Source organism: Bacillus cereus group sp. N14, from assembly GCF_016483555.1.
Lineage (GTDB): Bacteria > Bacillota > Bacilli > Bacillales > Bacillaceae_G > Bacillus_A > Bacillus_A wiedmannii.
In genome coordinates this window covers 139,559-158,228 of the sequence record NZ_JAEHBQ010000003.1, presented here as the reverse complement: position 1 = coordinate 158,228, position 18,670 = coordinate 139,559, and the positions used below count along the sequence as shown (strand labels likewise).

Here is an 18,670-nt window from a genome sequence, read left to right as displayed (position 1 = left end):
AAATGAAACTACTTCCCTTGATTAGATTGTTTCCAAACAAAAAATACGAAAAATAGTTTTTTCTGGCTGCTTATTTATCCCTTCTAATTCGCTTTAAAATTATATAATGGCTTAATAATGTGCTTTATATCTATCGTTTCTTTTGTATTTGTTATAATTTCATCCATTGGCTTGTATACCATTGGTGCCTCATCAATTGTGCTCTCTACTACCGATGTAGTCCAAACCTCTTTCATCGTATTTTGGAAGTCCTCTAGACTCAATAATTCTTTAGCCTTCTTACGACTCATGATACGTCCTGCCCCGTGCGGACCAGAAAAGTTCCAGTCTGGATTACCTTTACCAAATATTTTATCTTGTATTGTCATCGTTGTCCCAATCGTGTAACCTGCTCCTGCATGTGTATCTGGCATAATACGAATTTGACTATCCTTTACGAATTCTTGGTTACAAAGATCAATAATCTGCCCAGTTGCAGTCTCATCAATGTTATTCGTAAATACTTTTGCTTCATTGTATTTCCCTTGTAATTTCAACATCTTTCATGTCCCCTTCCTTTTGAAAGAATTATTTTATTACGTTGTATGTGTTCTTATAATTACTATCATCCACCTCCTGCTTTCCATTATATATGTACTATATCCTTCACTATAATAAAAAATTATAATGATGCATTTTGTTTACATAACATAATTACTGTCTCTTTATATTTATACCTACACATAAACATTCCCCCCTCCTCAATATCGGTCATATAATAATTAAACAAAAACTCCCCTTAAATCGAAAATGATTAAGGAGAGTTTTTTATATACGATGAAATTATAGTTCAGATTTCACTCGAACAGAGACATTGTTTTTAATTATTTTTTTGAATTCTTTAAAGGTAACAAAATTGTTACTTTTCTCATCCCAAAGACGAAAACGGAGTGATCGTAAGCTTGTAGCAAGTGTAATCGTTGGTACATTTTTTAACGGAAGCGTATTATTGTGTGCCTCTTCTAGTTTATAGTTAGGTACTCTTGGACTTAAATGGTGAACATGATGGAATCCAATATTACCAGTTAGAAATTGCAAGATTTTTGGAAGTTTATAAAATGAACTTCCTTCCACTGCCGCTTTCACATATTCCCAATCTTTATCCTCTTCAAAATAAGAATCTTCGAATGTGTGCTGTACGTAAAACAGCCAAATTCCTACTGAACCTGCTATTAAGAATATAGTGCCATGCACTAACAGAAACGATTGCCACCCAATTGCCCAGCAAAGTATAGCTATTAAAGCAACGATTATAATATTCGTCAAATACGTATTCATACGTTCTTTCTGTCTAGCACCTTTTCGGTTAAATCTATTTTTAAGTAAGAAAACATAAATCGGACCTAATCCAAACATAACGAATGGATTGCGATATAAGCGATATGCTAAACGCAGTCTAAATGGAGCAGCTACATATTCATCCACTGTAAGCGTCCAAATATCTCCTGTACCTCTCTTATCCAAATTACCACTTGTAGCGTGATGAATAGAATGCTCATGTCCCCATTGATCAAACGGGAATAAAGTTAACACACCCATACATGTCCCTACGATTCTATTTGCAGGTCGACTTTTAAAGAATGAATAATGGGTACAATCATGAAAAATAATGAAAATCCGTGTCATAAAACCAGCGGCTAACAGAGATGGAACTAACGATAACCAATAAGAAACGGACAAACTTTTATAAGCAAGGTACCATAAAATAATGAACGGCACAATTGTGTTAATAAGTTGCCACACACTTTTTTTAATCGTTGATTTTTCATACGGAGCAACTTGTTTTTTTAAATTTTTAGTATTTTCTAATGTCATTGGTCTAATTCCTTTCCTTTATGTTGCTAATTCACATTATAGCATACTATTAGTATCAGGTGTTAAAAGTAGCTGTAATAAATATTATATAATATAAAAATCTCTTTTTTCTTACTCATTACTTACAAATTACTTACGGTCAAAAAACCTTATATAATCGGACTGATGGAGCATTTCAATTATAAAAGAAACATCTATTTTTTCCAATAAATATATATAAAAGCAGAGGACTTTTTCACTTCTGCACATCTTTTCATTTTTTAAAATGGTAATTTTTTTCGATTTGTATTTATGTAACAGTTTTTTCTCACAAGAAGAAAAGAGCTGCCATAAGTCAGGTTTCACCGACTTATGGCAGCTCCTTTTCATTTTATTTTAGCGATGGATCCAAACTGCACCTGCAGACTTGTCTTCAGCTTGACCTACTACTTCAAACTTCAATCCAAGTTTCGGCAACTTACGTCCGGCATCTGGAATAACACTGTTGATGTACTGCTTAGAATCATCAAATTTCGCAACGCCTGGCAATCCTTTATAATCAAAGATACCGCGGGTTGGCGAATTTACTTTCCATGCTGGCGTTTGATCAAATGAGAATGCCGCATCGGCAATTTGATAACGCGTACTGCTCTTCACAGTTGGTTGTCCATTTAATGTTCCTACGATTGCCTCTGGATGAGAATCTACTACCCCAAGGAATCCTTCGCCTGGATGAACGCCTACCCAGTTATCTGTAAAGCTTTGATCCGCATACCATACAATCATTCCTGTATTAAATACTGGACCACGTGCATGTTGTAGCGCCGTGTCAGACCCAGCGTAATTTCGCCACTCGATATAGTAGTTATGTTTTTTCTGTTCAAATCCGTTAGACACAGTAAATCCTTTTAGCGTCATTGCTGGCTGTCCTTCTGCCTCATCAGAGAAAACAACTTTTCCATCTACAGTTAATGCTGCATTGTCTAACGCAAATCCTTTATAAGCTACTGCAATATCTGTTACATACTCAAATTGCAGTTTTACTTTCTTTCCTTTAAATTGGCTTAAATCGTATGATTTATCAACCCACTTACCATCTGTTGTATCTACGCCGCCTTTTACATCTTTTTCGCCCATTCTATCAATACGTGTCTTCGTTCCATCTTCTGCAATCGCATTTACGTCAAGGAAATCATACTTCGCTTCCAATTCATAAAATGCCTTATAATCAAACTTAGCATCCGTTGCAGTCGTTAAGTCAAATACTGGTGTCTCAAGTGTTGTATGAATGTCATTTCCTTTTGTGCTGTAATAAAACTTCTTACCAAATGCTGATTCGATATTTTTTATATCTTTGTCTGGCAAGTTAACACGAACGATTCCTGGTCGTTTTGATTTTGTAACACTTTGATCTAAAAATGTTGCAGTACCGATTCCTGTGCGCAGTTTATCATAATCTACCTCAACGATATTCGCCCAGTTACCCTTCATATTCTTTTGGAAAAACTCTTTATTTTGTGGCGAGAAACTTGTTGGCTCTGTTCCCGCAATTTTTCCAGCCCAGCTACCGCCGCTCATAAGGGACCATGATTCAACAGGTTCACCTTGCCCTGAATACTTTGTATCATATTCATCTGGTAAGCCTAAATCATGACCGTACTCATGTGCAAACACACCAACTGCTCCGTCTTCAGGCTCAATTGTATAATCATATGCAGCCATCTTTCCGCCCCAATTTGAAACTGAAGATTTTGTACCATCAATTGCATATGGCTTTGAGCCTAGTTTTGAACGATGAGACCAAATCGCATCATCTTTCAATTTACCGCCGCCAGCTTCTTGACCTACGCCCGCATGTACAACCATTAAATGATCAATAATTCCATCTGGCTCGTTTTTATTTCCATCACCATCTTGATCGTATTGATCAAATTGATCATAATCAGCTAAATTAATGCCTTTTGCTACCGCTGCTTTTAATGCTTCTTTCACAAAATCTTTTGGTCCTAAAGGCCCCTTGTTATCATGACCAGTACCCGCATCCGCACCATAATCTGACGCTTTTCCTGGAACAGTAAGCCATTCTGTTACAGTTCCATCAACTGTGTAGCTTCCGCCAGATTGTTCTTCATAATATTGTTTAAATGTATTAATCTTCGATCCATCAAATAACGTAAATGGCTCATCACCAAATAACATTTTTTGATAATGTTCACGATTAAAGTCCTTAGAATACATATAACCCGGTTCTTGATCAATATTATTATGCTTAAAATCGCTAAATTCTACGAGTAAAACAAGCACTTTATCTTTTCGAACAGCTCCATTGTACTCAGCTTGCTTCGCTGGTGTAGTAGGTACTTTTCCATTTAATTTTCTAGAATTCAATCCTGCATCTTGTCCAGCAACTGGTCCTACTTCTGGTTGCTGCGCCTGTTCATTCTCCTTCATTTTTGCATCTTTTACTTTTTTCATAAAATCTGTAGCTTCTTGCGTAAGGTTATCTCCTGTCAAGATTTCTTTTCCAGGGTTTTCCCCTTTCTTTTTCTCAACATATTTTTCGACAGCCTTTGATGTCTCGGCTTGTGATGCAGATTGATCAATTACTCCCCGTTGTTTCAGCGCTTCTGCCAAACGTTCCTCTGGTATTAAGTGCTCATCTATTGGTAGAGATGATGTTGGTGTCTCAGCATACGCTGCATGACTTCCAAAAGCAAACGTACCACTTAGTACTGCTGCTGTTGTTAATACCGCTAATGGTTTTAATTTCTTTTTCAATGTATTTCCTCCCCAGTGTCTGCAAATTATCGTTTTTTGCCGATAACAACATAATATTCGTTATAATACGAATATTCAATCTTTTTCAACAAAGAGAATGTTGAGAAAGATTTTTTTAGGCAGGGCGAAAAATATATGATAGCAATAGGTCTAATATTGCAAAATCCTCATTCACAATAACTTATAAACGTAGAGAATATTTTTGTAGAAACAGCGATTCTCTTTACTCTTGTTTTCGAATGAAATTTCATCTACACAAAAAATGCCAATTCCTAAGTACTTGCTAAGGAATTGGCATTTTTTTAACGAGAATGCTTTATGAATAAGCGGATTGCTTCTTCTGGTATATAGAACTTGCCATTGCTTTCTACAACGACACTACCTAATTCATATTCTTTATTCTTAATACGAATTATATTTTTATTTACAAATAATTGAGCTTTTACATTATTACGTTTTACTATGAGCACCGGGTTTTCTGCATCAGTATTACCTATTGTTACTGTTGCACCTTTTCGTTTAAAGGCTAATTCACTCTCTACAAATAATTTGTTTGTTACTTCTTCTAAGTTAAAGCCCATTGCTTTCGCCATCGTCTTCGCAATGTCTATGTTTTGGATCAAACCGTTTGGCTTTTGAGGACCGTAAGAATATAAAAACACATCCTCACCTGTATGGCCTCCTGTTGTGAAGCCTATGTTCGCATGATTGGCCAATAATGTAGTAAGTATTGGACCTACATCCGATTTCTTTTTTGCTGCTTTTACTCTTTCTTTTTCCTCATAAGTTAAATTGTCCAAACCGTATAATTTAGCTACATCTTCTACATTTGATAAATCAGATTTCAGTTTATTTGTAGCACCTTCAAGTGTCATTTTCGATTTTTTTAATGGATCAATGTATGCAGAGACCGGCGTAATATTATAGCCTTTTGTCGTATTCGTATTCCCAATAGAAATACCGCTGTTACCATGATCAGTTACAGCTATTAACATCGTATTACTATCTTTTTTTGCAAATTCCAATGCTTCTGCAACTGCGTTATCAAATGCTAATACATCACTAATCATCCCTATTGGGTCGTTCACATGAGCTGCCCAGTCTGGCTTACTTCCCTCTACAAATAAAAAGAAACCATCTTTATCTTTTGATAGTGTTTGAATTGCTTTTTCCGTCATTTGAGAAAGTGTTGGTTGCTCCGGATTTGTTGCTTCACGATCCATATCAAACGCAAGAGCATTATGTGAGAAAGAGCCCCAAATTTTCTTAGATTTAGAGTTCAATAATGCATCTTTCGTTTCGACAAAGTCGTATCCTTTGTCTTGAATCACCTTTACTAAATCTTCACCATCTTTTCTTTTTATAGGTAGCAGTGCCTCTTTTCCCCCACCTAATACGACATCTATATTTTGATACACTTGCTGCTCCGCAATTACGTCAAAACGCTTACGGTTAATATGGTGAGCAGAAAATCCAGCGGGAGTAGCGTGCTGAATTTCAGCTGTAGCAACTATTCCAGTTGCGCGACCAGTGCGTTTGGCACCTTCTAAAACATTGGCAACTGGACGTAACTTGTCCTCTTCTTTTATTGATTTTAATCCAGGTGAACTTACAATAGAAGGTAATATACCTACATATCCTGAATTCGATTTATTCCCCGTCGCTAAAGCTGTAGCTGCTGGAGCTGAGTCTGTTATAGCTGATTCCGCCGAATAGGTACGAACTCCTCCTGTTACAATTTCATCTAGTGCAAGTGGTTCCCCTTTATACAAGCGAGCTAATGTCGTTGCTGAAGAACTCGTTCCGTCCATAACCATTATGATTACATTTTTCGGTTGCCGTTCTACTTGTTTCACCTTAGCTTCCACCGTATGATCATTCATCATGCTTTCCGTACATAACATACTTAGTGTGATTGTTCCTACTAACAGTAACTTCTTCATCAATAAACCCAAATTCGACATTGTTGTTCCTCCGTATGTTTCACATTCATTTATATACAAAAAGATTTCCACAACCTATATATGTTTTATTAATCCCCAATTTTCATGAAGCTAACAATCATTACCTTTACTTTCTTTTATTAGTAAAGCAACGAACGGTACATATCATAGCTTTTTATGTTCAAATAACTAGAGACCACACCTTTTTTATAAAAACGTCTTATCATTCTCTTCACTAAAATTTGTTTCTCAATAAAAATCCGATTGAAATAAATAAGAATTTATTGTTAAACGATAAAATTTATGTTAAATTAATATGATAATTTAAAAATGAGGTGCTTTATATGAAACAAGGATCAACACTCTTTTTAAAGACAGCAATTATCCTTATCGGTATTCCTGTTTTTGCTTTGTGTATATTTTTAATTCCTAATATCGGGAATTACGCAGCGGACTTATACCCGGATATTGCATATATAAAATATCTTGTTTTAATCAATCTATATGCAACGGTGATACCTTTTTATTTTGCTCTATATCAATCCTTTAAACTTGTAAGCTACATTGATAAGGGGAACGCCTTCTCGAAATTATCTGTTAGAGCTTTAAAAAAGATAAAACAATGTGCTATTACAATTAGTGTATTATATGTAGTAGGTATGCCGCTTTTCTATCTTGTAGCAGAGAGAGATGATGCACCAGGTATTATAATAATTGGCATGATCCTTATCTTTTCTTCAATAGTTATCGCAGTCTTTGCTGCCGTTCTCCAAAGACTTTTAAAAGATGCGATAGATATAAAATCAGAAAATGATTTAACGGTCTGAGGTGAATAACATGGCAATAATAATTAATATTGATGTAATGTTAGCGAAAAGAAAAATGAGTGTAACTGAACTTTCAGAGAAGGTTGGAATTACAATGGCTAACCTTTCTATATTAAAAAATGGAAAAGCAAAAGCAATTAGAATTACAACTTTAGATGCTATTTGTAAAGCGTTAGAATGCCAACCAGGGGATATTTTAGAATATCAACCGGAAGATACCGAATAAAAAGAGTCCTTCATACGAGAAGGACTCTTTTTATTACATATTACGGCGCAAAACTAATTTGACCAGTAAACAATAAAATAATTGCGATGATCCAAAATATAAAAAATGATGAGGACAGTATTAATGAAAGAATAGCAATCCCCTTCTTCTCTGCTTTTTTCGTCATCGTAATGATAGAAAGTATAATTCCTGCAACTGTGAGTGCGACTGTAATATAATCTCCCACTATATTACCTGCATTCGCTATCCTTGTTGGCGTTATAAAAACGAATAGAAAACATAAAATGCCGATGAGTAAAGATATGTAGCTTATTATGCTGTACTTCTTTTTAGGAACTATTTCAGTTTTCATACTCACACCCCTTCTCTATAGCTATGAGTTCATATTAGCACAAATATCCATAATTTAGTTAACACAAAAAAAACAGATACAGCGAGAACTTCCACTGTATCTGTTTTTAGTTAATATATAAACCTGCTATTTCTTCTTTATTATTATAAGTTATAATGAATGTCCGTTGTTCTTTACTATATTTCGCTACAAGAATAACAGTATATGAACCATCTTTTTCTTCAATCGATTTTTTCTCAATTTTTTCGAACGTACCGGCTTTCTCAATTACAGGTGTAAGATCTTTCATTTTTTCTTCTGGCAATCCAGCTTTCATTTTACTATCAAATTTTTCGTGTACGTCTTTATACTTCGCCTCATTTAGTAATGATACAATTTCTTCCGCCTTTGGAATAAACTTTTTTGACGTACTTTCATCTACTTTATTACCGGTACATGCTGCAAGCGCGAACGCCGCGATAGCACTTATAATAATAAGTAACATTCTTCTCATTTTCATACACCCTTTCTTTTTAAAGTGAAACTATAACTAAAAACGAGTAAAGCACAAATTGCTATTGAAACTTCTGACATTATGATCCCGCTTTCCCCTGGTACATATAGCGATATAATGCCCGCTAATGCATTTGCAGTTCCATGGATGAGAATTGCATAGACAACATAACGAAATTTCTTTTGGACGACAGCTTGTAATATAATGAAGGACAGTCCAATATGCAATACCATCGCGAAGATGCGCTCAATACCGCCGAAATAATAACTGTCACCATTTTGAATGACTGTTTGTGACAATAATAGGGATATTACCGGGATACCAACTATCAACACCGCTTCAATACCACCATGCCCTGCTCCAAATAAAAAACCAGACTGCCAATCTCGTTGCTTCATAAAATAACGCATTGCGATAAAACGAGCTATCTCTTCAAAAATTCCAGCTGATAAACTAAGCAGAAGTACAAATAATACAGGCTGCATTATTGAAAACATTTGAAAATCTGTGCTAGTTCCATTTACATAATTCAGTATTGGTATGCGGATCAATATTTGCGATACAACAAAAGCCAATACACCTAACATATATGGAATATAGCGTTTCTTCCAAACAGCATATAAAAGTGCTACAAGCGGTAAACCAAAGCAAATCATTGTTGTAAAAATAAGTCCATTCATCTCGCTTCACCTCTTACTTGAAGTATATAAAAACGAGTGAAGAAAGTATGTAGTTCTTTCCTATTCGGTTTCATTTTCATCATAGATGGTCATTTTATCTCTTTTAATATGAATGTTTGCGTGAAATAAGGACGTACATAAGTTGTTTCTAACGTCGCATTATTTGTTTTATTCATAATACGTTTTAATGAGAATAACCCGTATCCTCTAGCCCCCTCTTTACTTGAATTGTTTTTCTCATAAATTTTTCGCAGATCAATCTCTTCACTCTTTGAACTATTACGCACGATAAAATATTGTCGTGAATCCATTTCAAAGAAGGCGATTTGCAATATCTTTTCCTCACTATGTACTGCTTCTTCAATTGCATTGTCTACTAAAACTGAAATGATACGAATAAATGAAATAATCGTCATCGAAACACTTTCGATGTTTTCCGGTATATCAAGCATTACTTTTATTTGTTGGTGCTGAGCAGTGCTAACTTTCGCCCTTAATACACTTCTTACTTCAGGAATATATATGCGAGATAATTTCGCAATATCAAGTTCATGATCATTTATTGTTTTTAACGTAGGAGCTATAACGTCATAATACACTTGCTCAATTTCTTTCACATTTTTCGTACGTATTCCCTCTTCTAACGATAATAATACATTCATATAATCATGACGGAAACTAGCAAGCTCGTCATGCATATCCTCTAATTTCTCCACATAATCTAATAACTCTTTATCTAAGCGTTTTTCATGCTCTTCTTGTAACTTTGCTTTCGATAAATGTGAACTTATAAGTACTATAATGACTAATAATAAAAATACAATAATCGCTGAAATATAACTTAATTCACTGTATTGTCGATTTAATTGTGATAAAAACGCAGTAGATGGCTGAGTTAAGATTAATTCAATAATAAATCCGGCAATTAATAATATATAAGTTACATAGTATAGCCGACTACCTACTATATATTGAGCAATTTTTCGGATTCTTTTCCGAGCTACAAAAATACCGATAAAAGTAAGGGTTGATACGATAAGATGAATCATGCTACCCGTCCATAAATATAAATTGAATGGCGTTAACATAAAGGTTTTCATTCCTAAATCGAAAAGCAACATTTTCACTAACGTTATAATTACCATACTCACTAGTGCAAAATATACATTATGCTTAAATTTCAATTCATTTTGCATTAATCCTAAACTTATTAAAAATAACACAATAGTACTATTCAACTCTGGGTATCTCGTTACTGTTACGACAATAGCCAGTAAAATAATGAATACTGCACTTAAAGCTATTAACATTCTAACTGACAATCTGTTGTACCGGATTAATTGAATGTATAAAAACGTATGGCTTATACTAGTAAGCAGTATTGCAAATAAATCATAAATATACATTACATCTCACCCTTTAATATGTTACGTACTTTACTCAATAAACGACGTGATACTGGAATACGTTTCCCGCTTTTTAAAACTATCATTTTTTGCTTCACATCGTAATAAGACATTTGCTTCGTATTCACGATATATGACTGATGACAACGAAATAAACGTTCATCTATTATTTCTATCTCCTTTAATGTTCCATAAAAATAAACGATACGATCTAACGTCACTAATGCTAAACGGTGCGGTTCATCGGTCATAACATATTCAACTTCATGAAACGGAACCCGCACAGTCGCATTACTATTTTCAACGATAAAATCATCAGATGGAATAATATGCTTATTACGCGCTTCATATTGGAGTAAACATTGTTCAAAAACGTTACACCTCTCCTCGTATGGCAACCCTTTATCAATAAAAGTTAAAGCTGATACCATGTATTGATATGAAATAGGTGCAAATTCAGAATGCGTCGTTACAAACACAATAATTCCTTGCGTATCATACTTTCGTATCTCTTGTGCCACTTGTAACCCTTTACGTTCTTCTCTTTTTATCTCTATATCTAAAAAATAGATTGGGATATACTTCGCCTTAGGAATGTTAGTAATGATGTTTTCACTTTTACTAGTTACCTCTATAAAATCAAAAGGCAACATATACTCCTCACAAATCTCTTCAACTAGCCGCTTCATTTGCTGCGCCTGTATAACATCATCTTCTAAAATAAAAATACTCATGTGATCACTCGCTTTATTGAAATCTTTTCATCTATAGATTTATCTATAACTATATAATTCAAATCGTTATACCAATCTCCTCCTAAGTACTAGAAAGTATTAATTTTCTATAGTTTTTATAAAGCATAGAAAATAACCTCTACTTTCAAGCAAAAAGTAGAGGTTTTATTTGAATTATTTATAAAATAACCTCTCTATCAATCACTACGTTAAAAAATTCCGAGTAATGCGATAAAGAATAATTCGCTACATCACAATTCCCTTGAAACATACATGTTGAAATACCTAATTCTTTTGCAGGTAATAAATCTAATTCTCTATCACCAATAGCTAAATCAATACTGTGCTTTTTATGCAAATAATCATAAGATAAAGCGTTCGGTTTTCGGGGGAAACCATCGTCAATTGTAACCATGTCTACGAAGTATTTGTTCCAGCCGTAATATTTTAAAATTTCCATAACCCCTGCCCTATGTTTATGGGTCATAATCACATTTTTATCTGCAAATTTCAAAACCTCTTCGACACCTGCAAAAGGTTTCATATCTTTTGGAGTGAATTTCTCCTTCAAAATTTTAATCTTTTCTTCCTGTTCGCATGAAATATTATAATACTGAATTGCATGAGAGTATGATATTTTTAAGTTTTTGTATATTTCTTGTTTATCCACACTATCACCTAAAATTTCAGATAGCATCATTGTATATGCAGGATACGTATCAAATAACGTCCCATCAAAATCCCATAAAATATTCATTATATTCACCTTCTATTTTCAAATCATTGGATGACTACATCCGCCCTATCCTTCGGCAATTCAGTTTCTAAGTAATAATCCTCTGCCTTCCAATACCTATTCTCAAACTTTGAAAGGTTTTTCTGCGTTTCCACACTCTCGCGTAGAAACCTTGTCTCTCTTGCACAATCCAAATACACCATATAATGAAAGAAATCTCTCCATTCTTTTCGCTGAAGAAATACTCCTTCAATTACAATTACACCTACAATAGGGATCTGTACTTTTTTCATTTCACATATATCTGTTTCTTCATGATAGAAAGGTAATTTCAATTTCGTTTCATGTTGTAGCTTTTGAAAAAATTCCTGCCGGAGCCATTCAATGTCCCATTGTAAATGGTAATACTCATGCCATTCTTCATGGTTTGTATGATAGCGTCTATTACGCTCCACTATATGATCATCAATATGAAAAATATGAAACGGAATACTTTCTTGTTTCATATTTTCCTTTAAGTTTGTTGCAAATGTCGTTTTTCCGGAACGACTTAAACCATCTATACCTAAAATGAATCTGTTTTCTTTATGTTTTTTCATAACATTTATAATTTCAGCCGTGTGCATTACTTCTTCCACTCTTCTTTTAATAACGAGTATAAAATGGTATCATGAGCGACTCCATTTTGAATCATATGTTTTCGAAGTAATCCTTCTTCTTGAAAACCTGCTTTTTTTAACAACTTTTGAGAAGCTTTATTTTCTACATATACAACAGCAGCAATTCTAATTAGTTGCAATGTTTCAAACCCGTAAACTAAAATCGCCTGTAACGCTTCAGATGCATATCCTTGTCCCCAATATGTATCGTCTAATTCATAACCAATTTCAGCACGTTTATGATGATTGTTAATTAAATGAAATCCGCACGTTCCAATTAATTGCCCTGTCCCTTTTTTCTCTATTCCCCAGCGAAATACACTTCCCTCTTCATAACGATTTTTAAACGTTTGAATCGTTGTTTTCGCTTGCTCAATATTTTCGAAAGAATCCATTCCGAAATAACGTATAACAGATTCTTTTGAAAAATAATGAAACATCATTTCTGCATCTAACAATGTAAGTTCTCTTAATTGTAAACGTTCTGTTTCTAGTTTCGGAAACCCCATCTCTTTTTCTCCTTCTATTCTAATGAACTGCAAATTTCAATATAATTCCCATCTGGATCGGCAATGTATGCAATTGTTTGTCCCCACGGTTTCACAATTGGTTCAACTAAGATTTTAATACCTTGCTCTCTAAATTGTTCGATTGTTTCTTGTACATGATCAACAACGAATCCCAATTCAAAATGAGAAGATTGTAACTCACCTTCTGTAAGTGGTAGTCCTGTTAATTCTTTCACATCTTGCCTTGTGTTCATCGCTAAAATTGTAGAACCAGTATTAAATTCAATATATGTACCATGCTCTGCTTTTATAGGTAACTGTAAAATATCTTTATAAAATCTTAAACATTCTTCAAACTTTTCTACATATAAAATGATGTACTTCATTTTTAAATTCATTTTACATCCTCCTTTATATCCATCCCTAAAATTTCGACAAATGTCTCATAAAAACCTTGTTCCTTATAGCAACGAGCACAAAAAAATGAGGCCGATTTCTCGGCCCCCCAGCTTATTGGCATAAAACAGGAGATTTGGTTTGGACATAACCAGTTCGTACCTTTATTATATTTTATTTTTTCTGAATTTTGAATACTTTAAATACCCATTTATATTGAGAAAGTTTTTTTGCTTGCATAAAATCATATCAAGTAAGAAATGCTACAAATGGAGGTGTATACATATGGAACCAATGCTATGTCCAAGCTGTAAAACGAACCGTACTCGCTTTAATATTCTTGAGCAACAAGTAAAACCAGTCAAGTTAAATCCACAAACTGGTCAAGTAGAAGAAGAATACACAAACGAAACGATGAATGCTTTTCATATGTCCTATCAAGGACCAACATACAGAGTCCAATGCGCTGTATGCGGACTTGTTGAAAACCCGGAGCAATTTATTAAACCTGCGCAAAATCAATCTTTTTCTTAAATAATTTTATTACCCCCTACCAATTTTTTGTAGGGGGTTTATCGATTTAATATGTTAATCAAAAAATGTTTTTCTTCCTTATTATAAGTTACACCCAAACCTCTTTAGTCATCTTTTATTTTTTTGATCTTCGATATGAATCATTTTTTCTTCATTTATTATTTTTGGGTTGGGTTCTTCGTAACTGTTAATTTTGTGCCTTTATATAGATTTTTATTATATAAAAAAGAGTGAACAAAAATACGATTATATAGAAACAAAAGAAGTTGATTCCGATATTCTTCTCTCTTTACAAAATCAACTTCTTTTTAACTCTACTTTTTATTATAATATTTCACTTTTTAATTTCTTAATTTTCCAAGAGAGTCTTATAAAGAAGTATATCCACATACAACCTGTAAGACCTGTCATAACTTTCGCCCAAATTGGCACTCTTGATTCCATCGGGCTTAAAAATAAGTTATACATTGATGGTAATATACTTGCTGATATAATAACAAGGAATAGCAATAACTCATTTAGCTTTTGTACCCTCGTCTCCTTTTCTGAGTATATATCAGGTAATTCATTTACCTCTTCTACCTCTTTACAAAAATAATTCCATCTTGTGAAACTTGTTACACGTTCCCAACCTGACATTTCATATATTTCGAAATACTCTTGTTGTTGTTCTTTCGAATCTCTATAAACTAATCTAAAATCAGCTTTGTATATTACATCTTTTGGCTCAGTTTTCTTAAACGTATACATTAAATTATATTTTTGTAATGCCCAACCTTGCTGATGCATCTTTCGTAAAAAAGCTTCTTCTTTTTCTAAATTCCATGCCGTAAAAAACTTAAATACCCTTTTAGTCTCCATCTTCCATTCACTCCCCTAAAATACTATTCCCATTCCTTACAGATCTCTGCAACCTGTTATACTCTAGCTCTAATACTTCTTTACCAAGTGGCGTTAACTCATAGCACTTCTTTCTATCTGTAGAGGCCACTTCAACTATTAACTTCTCTTTTAGTAACTTCGTCGTATTCCCATATAAAGTACCTGGACCGAGCTTTACTTCTCCATTTGTCATCTCTTCTACCATTTGCATAATTCCGTAACCATGCATTGGTTTCACTAGTGATAACAATATGTAATATGTCGCCTCTGTTAACGGAATATATTTTTTCGCTTTCGCATTCATTATAACCACCTCCGATACATCGCTTACTGATATATCGACTAACGATACATCGTATATCGATATTGTATAACTACATTCCAAAATATGCAAGTATAATTTAATAACTGGATATTCATTTCTTTGAATTAAAAAATCATATCAATTTTCTGAATAATTTGTTAAAATATAGAAATATCCGCTTATATTTTGAAAGGAATGATACATATGATAAATAAATTGAAAGAAAACATAGGATCGGTTTTTGTCGGTAAAGAAAATGTTATAGATTTATTACTCGTTTCATTGCTTGCTGATGGACATGTACTGCTTGAGGATGTGCCTGGTACGGGGAAAACGTTACTTGCGAAAACACTTTCTAAAAGTATTGGTGGTAATTTTTCTCGCGTCCAATTTACACCGGATGTACTACCGAGTGATGTAACAGGTATTGAATATTTCAATCCAAAAACGAGTGAATTCGAGTTAAGACTTGGGCCAGTCATGACCAATATTTTGCTTGCCGATGAAATTAACCGCGCTATGCCTAGAACACAGTCTAGTTTATTAGAATCGATGGAAGAACGACAAGTAACGCTTGAAAAGCAATCTACTCCTCTTCCGAAACCGTTCTTTGTTATTGCGACGCAAAATCCAATTGAATCACAAGGAACTTTCCCTCTTCCAGATGCACAGCTTGATCGCTTTTTAATGACGATTTCAATTGGTTATCCGTCTCCAGAGGATGAACTACAAATGATGCGACGTTTTCGTAGCGATGTACCACTAGAAAGTGTCACATCTGTTATTTCTTTAGATGATATTTTAGAAGCACAGAAACGAGTAAAAGAAATTTTCGTATCAGAACCGTTAGAACATTACATTATTAAACTTGCTCACGCTACAAGAAATCATGATTACATCGCTAACGGTGTAAGCCCGCGTGCCACATTAGCTTTAGTACGCGCAGTTCAAGCACTAGCCTTTTTACGCGACAGAGAATATTGCACGCCAGAAGATATACAATTTTTAGTTCCTTCTGTTTGGAATCACCGTATCGTCTTATCAATGGAAGGTGCATTACGTACGACAAAAAATGAAATTATGCAAAGGATTTTAAAAGAGGTTGACGTACCAGTGGAGATTGAACAAACATGAATGGACAGCGCGTTGTAACTGTACCTTTATTTTTCCAACTCCATATTATTCAACTAACTGTCCCAGGCGCTATACTATTTACATTTTTTATGCCACAACGAATCATTATGTTTCTCTTTTTCTTCTATTATTTATTTGCGATTTTCATTTATAAATATGTCGCTTACATAGAGAAAACATTTGAAGTCGTAAATGAGAAACAAACTACTCGGCTTTTTCCTAATGAATCTGGGCAGTTTTTTATTCATTTAAAAAATGGAGCAAATATACCGCTCGTTAACGGTGTTTGTTATTTTCATTTAAATCCGTCACTACTACCACAAAAAGATCAAGGAATTGAACAAATATCAAAAACACTATTCTCTTTCCCGTTTTCACAACCTGCTCATTCGGCGCAAAAGTGGGATTTAACATTAACCGCAACGAAACGTGGTGTGTTTCAAATTGAACAGTTCGAATGTGTCTTGAAAGATCCTTTTCATCTTTTAACTGTACATTTGCCCATTTTTGATAAATTGAGGACTGAAATTATTGTGTACCCTTCTCCTAAAGAAGTAGCAGGCTTACAAGAACTACAGCAACTTTTAACCGGATCTTATCGAACGAATTTTTCTTTTTACAATGATGAAACATCTATTATCGGTGTTAAACGATATGAACGTGAGTCTTTCCGTTCTATTCATTGGAAAGCATCTGCTAAAATGCAAGAATTACAGGCGAAGCAATATGAACCTGTAAAAAATTATAGTTGGACGATTTGTCTTTCATTAGCTGCTGATCGCGGATTTGGTTGGAAAGATAATATAGAAGACCTTATTTCATTTGCAACATACATTTGTCAATACGCAACGAAGCATCAAATACCGTTTGAACTATTTATTAGTGTATTAGCTGAAGGTGGTCCTCTGCACTTACCATTAAACGAAGGGCAAACACATTACGGAATATCTTTAGAGGAATTAGCGCGTATTTCAGATGATAGTACGTTACTTCCGAAACAAGGATTTCTTCATTATGTAACGAGAAAAAGAGAACGATCGTCTACAATGATATACATTGGTTTACAGAGAAATGAACTCCCTCTTCTCTCTCAGCCTACGTTTCTCATTAATAACGAAGGGATGGTGGAAAAGCTTGAAAACTTGGCTTTATCACGTTAATGACTTTATTCTGCTGCTCCTCCTTTCGTTATTAACGGAAAGAGATGAACTCATCGGCATTGCTATATTTTTAGCAACAGGCTATATTGGAGTATTTCTTATCCATAAACTAATGAAGAAAAAAACAACAGGTTTTGTCATACTGTTAATTACTCAAATAATCGGTTGTTCTCTCTTTCTCTCTTTCTCTCTATTTGGCACAATAATGTTACCGCTTTTCTTCTTTATCGTATATGTAATCGGACCAGGATATCCAGTTCAAAAATCATTAGGCGGTATTGTTTGGTTTAGTATTTCAGCCGTATTTTATGCGCCCTTTCCACCTTTGTGGAAACTGTTACTGTTAGTTATACACATAATGATTACATTTTGGTTAACCGGGGCAAATCGTAATCAGCAGTTATTACGTTTCGCGTCTCTTATTACGATTGGAATAATTAGTGCTTTCCTCATTCCTATTTTCCCATACATTCGGCTTCTTTTTTCTTATACCGTACAAGTAGTTGCTTTAGGATTTGGATACGCCATTAATCCGTTATTTTCGGCAGCTGAATCAAAAGAAACAGACGATTTTTGGTCGAATAAAGGAAATTTAAAAGATCCTCAAATTAAGGATGAATTTGGACATCGTTCTTTTGATCCAACCCTTATAAATAGTATTACAATATTAGTTTGTACAGTCATCGCTTTTTACGTCGTTTGGAAAATAATAAAAAAACGAAAACAATTAAGTTTACCAAATATCTCTGCCTTCGAATCTACTATTATCACTGATAAAGAAGGAATGAGTTTAAAACATTTTAAACGAAACAAACCGCCACATAATGAAATTCGAAAAGAAATTTTTAAACTGGAGAGTAAATTAACTCCTCCTTTAAATAGAAAAAGAGGAGAAACTGTTGAAGCATGGTTAGAAAGAATAAATAGTGAAGAAGATGTAAATATTCAGAGTCATATTATTGTAAATGCTTATAATACAGTACGTTATTCAAATAGTGAGGATATGATGCTACTTCAGGAATTTAAGGAAGAGATTCATAAGCTTTATTTGTATCAGAAGAATTTGAAGAAAAGAAAGAAATAA

21 protein-coding genes are annotated in these 18,670 nt (G+C 34.1%); 6 read left to right on the top strand and 15 right to left on the bottom strand.

The genetic code is table 11. The features are described 5' to 3' along the window. Positions 1 to 83 precede the first annotated feature (83 nt). The 4 genes from JDS82_RS06530 to JDS82_RS06515 form a co-directional block, all read right to left on the bottom strand. Positions 84 to 539, bottom strand: a complete 456-nt coding sequence (locus JDS82_RS06530) for an RtcB family protein (RefSeq protein WP_199712887.1) — start codon at positions 537 to 539, stop codon at positions 84 to 86. A 283-nt stretch (positions 540 to 822) separates the two neighbouring features. Next, a complete protein-coding gene (desA, locus tag JDS82_RS06525) occupies positions 823 to 1,854 on the bottom strand; it encodes a Delta(5) desaturase DesA (protein WP_000171508.1) in 1,032 nt (343 codons plus the stop codon). Positions 1,855 to 2,229: 375 nt separating this feature from the next. Further along, positions 2,230 to 4,611 carry an immune inhibitor A domain-containing protein gene (locus tag JDS82_RS06520; RefSeq protein ID WP_199712886.1) on the bottom strand — a complete coding sequence of 794 codons (2,382 nt, stop codon included), beginning with the start codon at positions 4,609 to 4,611 and terminating at the stop codon, positions 2,230 to 2,232. 302 nt (positions 4,612 to 4,913) lie between these two features. Further along, a complete protein-coding gene (locus JDS82_RS06515; protein ID WP_199712885.1) occupies positions 4,914 to 6,575 on the bottom strand; it encodes an alkaline phosphatase in 1,662 nt (553 codons plus the stop codon). Positions 6,576 to 6,898: 323 nt separating this feature from the next. On the opposite strand from JDS82_RS06515, the gene JDS82_RS06510 reads away from it, so the two are divergent. Together JDS82_RS06510 and JDS82_RS06505 are read left to right on the top strand one after the other, a co-directional pair. Then, the gene (locus JDS82_RS06510; protein WP_199712884.1) at positions 6,899 to 7,381 is read left to right on the top strand and encodes a DUF2975 domain-containing protein; all 483 of its coding nucleotides are present in this window, start codon (positions 6,899 to 6,901) and stop codon (positions 7,379 to 7,381) included. A gap of 10 nt (positions 7,382 to 7,391) precedes the next feature. Continuing rightward, on the top strand, positions 7,392 to 7,607 hold the full coding sequence (locus tag JDS82_RS06505; protein ID WP_000974615.1) for a helix-turn-helix domain-containing protein: 216 nt from the start codon (positions 7,392 to 7,394) through the stop codon (positions 7,605 to 7,607). A 40-nt stretch (positions 7,608 to 7,647) separates the two neighbouring features. On the opposite strand, the gene JDS82_RS06500 is transcribed toward JDS82_RS06505, so the two are convergent. The 9 genes from JDS82_RS06500 to JDS82_RS06460 all read right to left on the bottom strand — a co-directional run bounded on the left by JDS82_RS06500 (position 7,648) and on the right by JDS82_RS06460 (position 13,574). Then, the gene (locus tag JDS82_RS06500) at positions 7,648 to 7,959 is read right to left on the bottom strand and encodes a hypothetical protein (protein ID WP_000845551.1); all 312 of its coding nucleotides are present in this window, start codon (positions 7,957 to 7,959) and stop codon (positions 7,648 to 7,650) included. A 106-nt stretch (positions 7,960 to 8,065) separates the two neighbouring features. Further along, a complete protein-coding gene (locus JDS82_RS06495; protein WP_001253791.1) occupies positions 8,066 to 8,452 on the bottom strand; it encodes a DUF3887 domain-containing protein in 387 nt (128 codons plus the stop codon). A 2-nt stretch (positions 8,453 to 8,454) separates the two neighbouring features. Further along, positions 8,455 to 9,132 (bottom strand): YhfC family glutamic-type intramembrane protease, encoded by a 678-nt coding sequence (locus JDS82_RS06490; RefSeq protein ID WP_001013694.1) that lies wholly within the window; start codon positions 9,130 to 9,132, stop codon positions 8,455 to 8,457. An 89-nt stretch (positions 9,133 to 9,221) separates the two neighbouring features. After that, on the bottom strand, positions 9,222 to 10,538 hold the full coding sequence (locus JDS82_RS06485) for a GHKL domain-containing protein (RefSeq protein ID WP_199712883.1): 1,317 nt from the start codon (positions 10,536 to 10,538) through the stop codon (positions 9,222 to 9,224). After that, positions 10,538 to 11,272, bottom strand: a complete 735-nt coding sequence (locus JDS82_RS06480) for a response regulator transcription factor (RefSeq protein ID WP_199712882.1) — start codon at positions 11,270 to 11,272, stop codon at positions 10,538 to 10,540. Before JDS82_RS06480 ends, JDS82_RS06485 begins: the two co-directional genes overlap by 1 nt. Before the next feature lie 178 nt (positions 11,273 to 11,450). Beyond that, positions 11,451 to 12,029, bottom strand: coding sequence for an HAD-IA family hydrolase (locus tag JDS82_RS06475; RefSeq protein WP_048560666.1), 579 nt, complete (start codon positions 12,027 to 12,029; stop codon positions 11,451 to 11,453). 23 nt (positions 12,030 to 12,052) lie between these two features. Continuing rightward, positions 12,053 to 12,634, bottom strand: coding sequence for a kinase (locus JDS82_RS06470; RefSeq protein ID WP_199712881.1), 582 nt, complete (start codon positions 12,632 to 12,634; stop codon positions 12,053 to 12,055). After that, positions 12,634 to 13,176: a GNAT family N-acetyltransferase gene (locus JDS82_RS06465; RefSeq protein WP_000506655.1), complete on the bottom strand. Its 543-nt coding sequence runs from the start codon at positions 13,174 to 13,176 to the stop codon at positions 12,634 to 12,636. The genes JDS82_RS06470 and JDS82_RS06465 overlap by 1 nt, the downstream gene beginning before the upstream one ends. Before the next feature lie 14 nt (positions 13,177 to 13,190). Then, a complete protein-coding gene (locus tag JDS82_RS06460; protein ID WP_001049855.1) occupies positions 13,191 to 13,574 on the bottom strand; it encodes a VOC family protein in 384 nt (127 codons plus the stop codon). A 283-nt stretch (positions 13,575 to 13,857) separates the two neighbouring features. Between JDS82_RS06460 and JDS82_RS06455 the strand changes: the two genes are divergently transcribed. Next, the gene (locus JDS82_RS06455) at positions 13,858 to 14,106 is read left to right on the top strand and encodes a hypothetical protein (RefSeq protein ID WP_048547666.1); all 249 of its coding nucleotides are present in this window, start codon (positions 13,858 to 13,860) and stop codon (positions 14,104 to 14,106) included. A 324-nt stretch (positions 14,107 to 14,430) separates the two neighbouring features. Here the strand turns inward: JDS82_RS06455 and JDS82_RS06450 are convergent, their stop codons facing one another. Together JDS82_RS06450 and JDS82_RS06445 are read right to left on the bottom strand one after the other, a co-directional pair. Beyond that, positions 14,431 to 14,967 (bottom strand): DUF2812 domain-containing protein, encoded by a 537-nt coding sequence (locus tag JDS82_RS06450; RefSeq protein ID WP_064057067.1) that lies wholly within the window; start codon positions 14,965 to 14,967, stop codon positions 14,431 to 14,433. Between the two features lie 7 nt (positions 14,968 to 14,974). After that, positions 14,975 to 15,292, bottom strand: coding sequence for a PadR family transcriptional regulator (locus tag JDS82_RS06445; RefSeq protein WP_064057066.1), 318 nt, complete (start codon positions 15,290 to 15,292; stop codon positions 14,975 to 14,977). A gap of 204 nt (positions 15,293 to 15,496) precedes the next feature. Here JDS82_RS06445 and JDS82_RS06440 point away from each other — a divergent pair, with 204 nt between their 5' ends. The 3 genes from JDS82_RS06440 to JDS82_RS06430 are packed head-to-tail and all read left to right on the top strand — an operon-like array spanning position 15,497 to position 18,670. Continuing rightward, positions 15,497 to 16,426 carry an AAA family ATPase gene (locus JDS82_RS06440; protein ID WP_048560660.1) on the top strand — a complete coding sequence of 310 codons (930 nt, stop codon included), beginning with the start codon at positions 15,497 to 15,499 and terminating at the stop codon, positions 16,424 to 16,426. Next, positions 16,423 to 17,586 carry a DUF58 domain-containing protein gene (locus JDS82_RS06435; RefSeq protein WP_001014378.1) on the top strand — a complete coding sequence of 388 codons (1,164 nt, stop codon included), beginning with the start codon at positions 16,423 to 16,425 and terminating at the stop codon, positions 17,584 to 17,586. Before JDS82_RS06440 ends, JDS82_RS06435 begins: the two co-directional genes overlap by 4 nt. After that, the gene (locus JDS82_RS06430; protein ID WP_199712880.1) at positions 17,561 to 18,670 is read left to right on the top strand and encodes a DUF4018 domain-containing protein; all 1,110 of its coding nucleotides are present in this window, start codon (positions 17,561 to 17,563) and stop codon (positions 18,668 to 18,670) included. Before JDS82_RS06435 ends, JDS82_RS06430 begins: the two co-directional genes overlap by 26 nt.

Coding starts and splice junctions, on each gene's coding strand:
- JDS82_RS06515 (WP_199712885.1), bottom strand. CDS start 6,575: ATGTCGAATTTGGGTTTATTGATGAAGAAGTTACTGTTAGTAGGAACA.
- JDS82_RS06465 (WP_000506655.1), bottom strand. CDS start 13,176: ATGGGGTTTCCGAAACTAGAAACAGAACGTTTACAATTAAGAGAACTT.
- JDS82_RS06500 (WP_000845551.1), bottom strand. CDS start 7,959: ATGAAAACTGAAATAGTTCCTAAAAAGAAGTACAGCATAATAAGCTAC.
- JDS82_RS06495 (WP_001253791.1), bottom strand. CDS start 8,452: ATGAGAAGAATGTTACTTATTATTATAAGTGCTATCGCGGCGTTCGCG.
- desA (WP_000171508.1), bottom strand. CDS start 1,854: ATGACATTAGAAAATACTAAAAATTTAAAAAAACAAGTTGCTCCGTAT.
- JDS82_RS06510 (WP_199712884.1), top strand. CDS start 6,899: ATGAAACAAGGATCAACACTCTTTTTAAAGACAGCAATTATCCTTATC.
- JDS82_RS06505 (WP_000974615.1), top strand. CDS start 7,392: ATGGCAATAATAATTAATATTGATGTAATGTTAGCGAAAAGAAAAATG.
- JDS82_RS06460 (WP_001049855.1), bottom strand. CDS start 13,574: ATGAATTTAAAAATGAAGTACATCATTTTATATGTAGAAAAGTTTGAA.
- JDS82_RS06445 (WP_064057066.1), bottom strand. CDS start 15,292: ATGAATGCGAAAGCGAAAAAATATATTCCGTTAACAGAGGCGACATAT.
- JDS82_RS06485 (WP_199712883.1), bottom strand. CDS start 10,538: ATGTATATTTATGATTTATTTGCAATACTGCTTACTAGTATAAGCCAT.
- JDS82_RS06455 (WP_048547666.1), top strand. CDS start 13,858: ATGGAACCAATGCTATGTCCAAGCTGTAAAACGAACCGTACTCGCTTT.
- JDS82_RS06490 (WP_001013694.1), bottom strand. CDS start 9,132: ATGAATGGACTTATTTTTACAACAATGATTTGCTTTGGTTTACCGCTT.
- JDS82_RS06480 (WP_199712882.1), bottom strand. CDS start 11,272: ATGAGTATTTTTATTTTAGAAGATGATGTTATACAGGCGCAGCAAATG.
- JDS82_RS06475 (WP_048560666.1), bottom strand. CDS start 12,029: ATGAATATTTTATGGGATTTTGATGGGACGTTATTTGATACGTATCCT.
- JDS82_RS06530 (WP_199712887.1), bottom strand. CDS start 539: ATGTTGAAATTACAAGGGAAATACAATGAAGCAAAAGTATTTACGAAT.
- JDS82_RS06440 (WP_048560660.1), top strand. CDS start 15,497: ATGATAAATAAATTGAAAGAAAACATAGGATCGGTTTTTGTCGGTAAA.
- JDS82_RS06470 (WP_199712881.1), bottom strand. CDS start 12,634: ATGCACACGGCTGAAATTATAAATGTTATGAAAAAACATAAAGAAAAC.
- JDS82_RS06435 (WP_001014378.1), top strand. CDS start 16,423: ATGAATGGACAGCGCGTTGTAACTGTACCTTTATTTTTCCAACTCCAT.
- JDS82_RS06450 (WP_064057067.1), bottom strand. CDS start 14,967: ATGGAGACTAAAAGGGTATTTAAGTTTTTTACGGCATGGAATTTAGAA.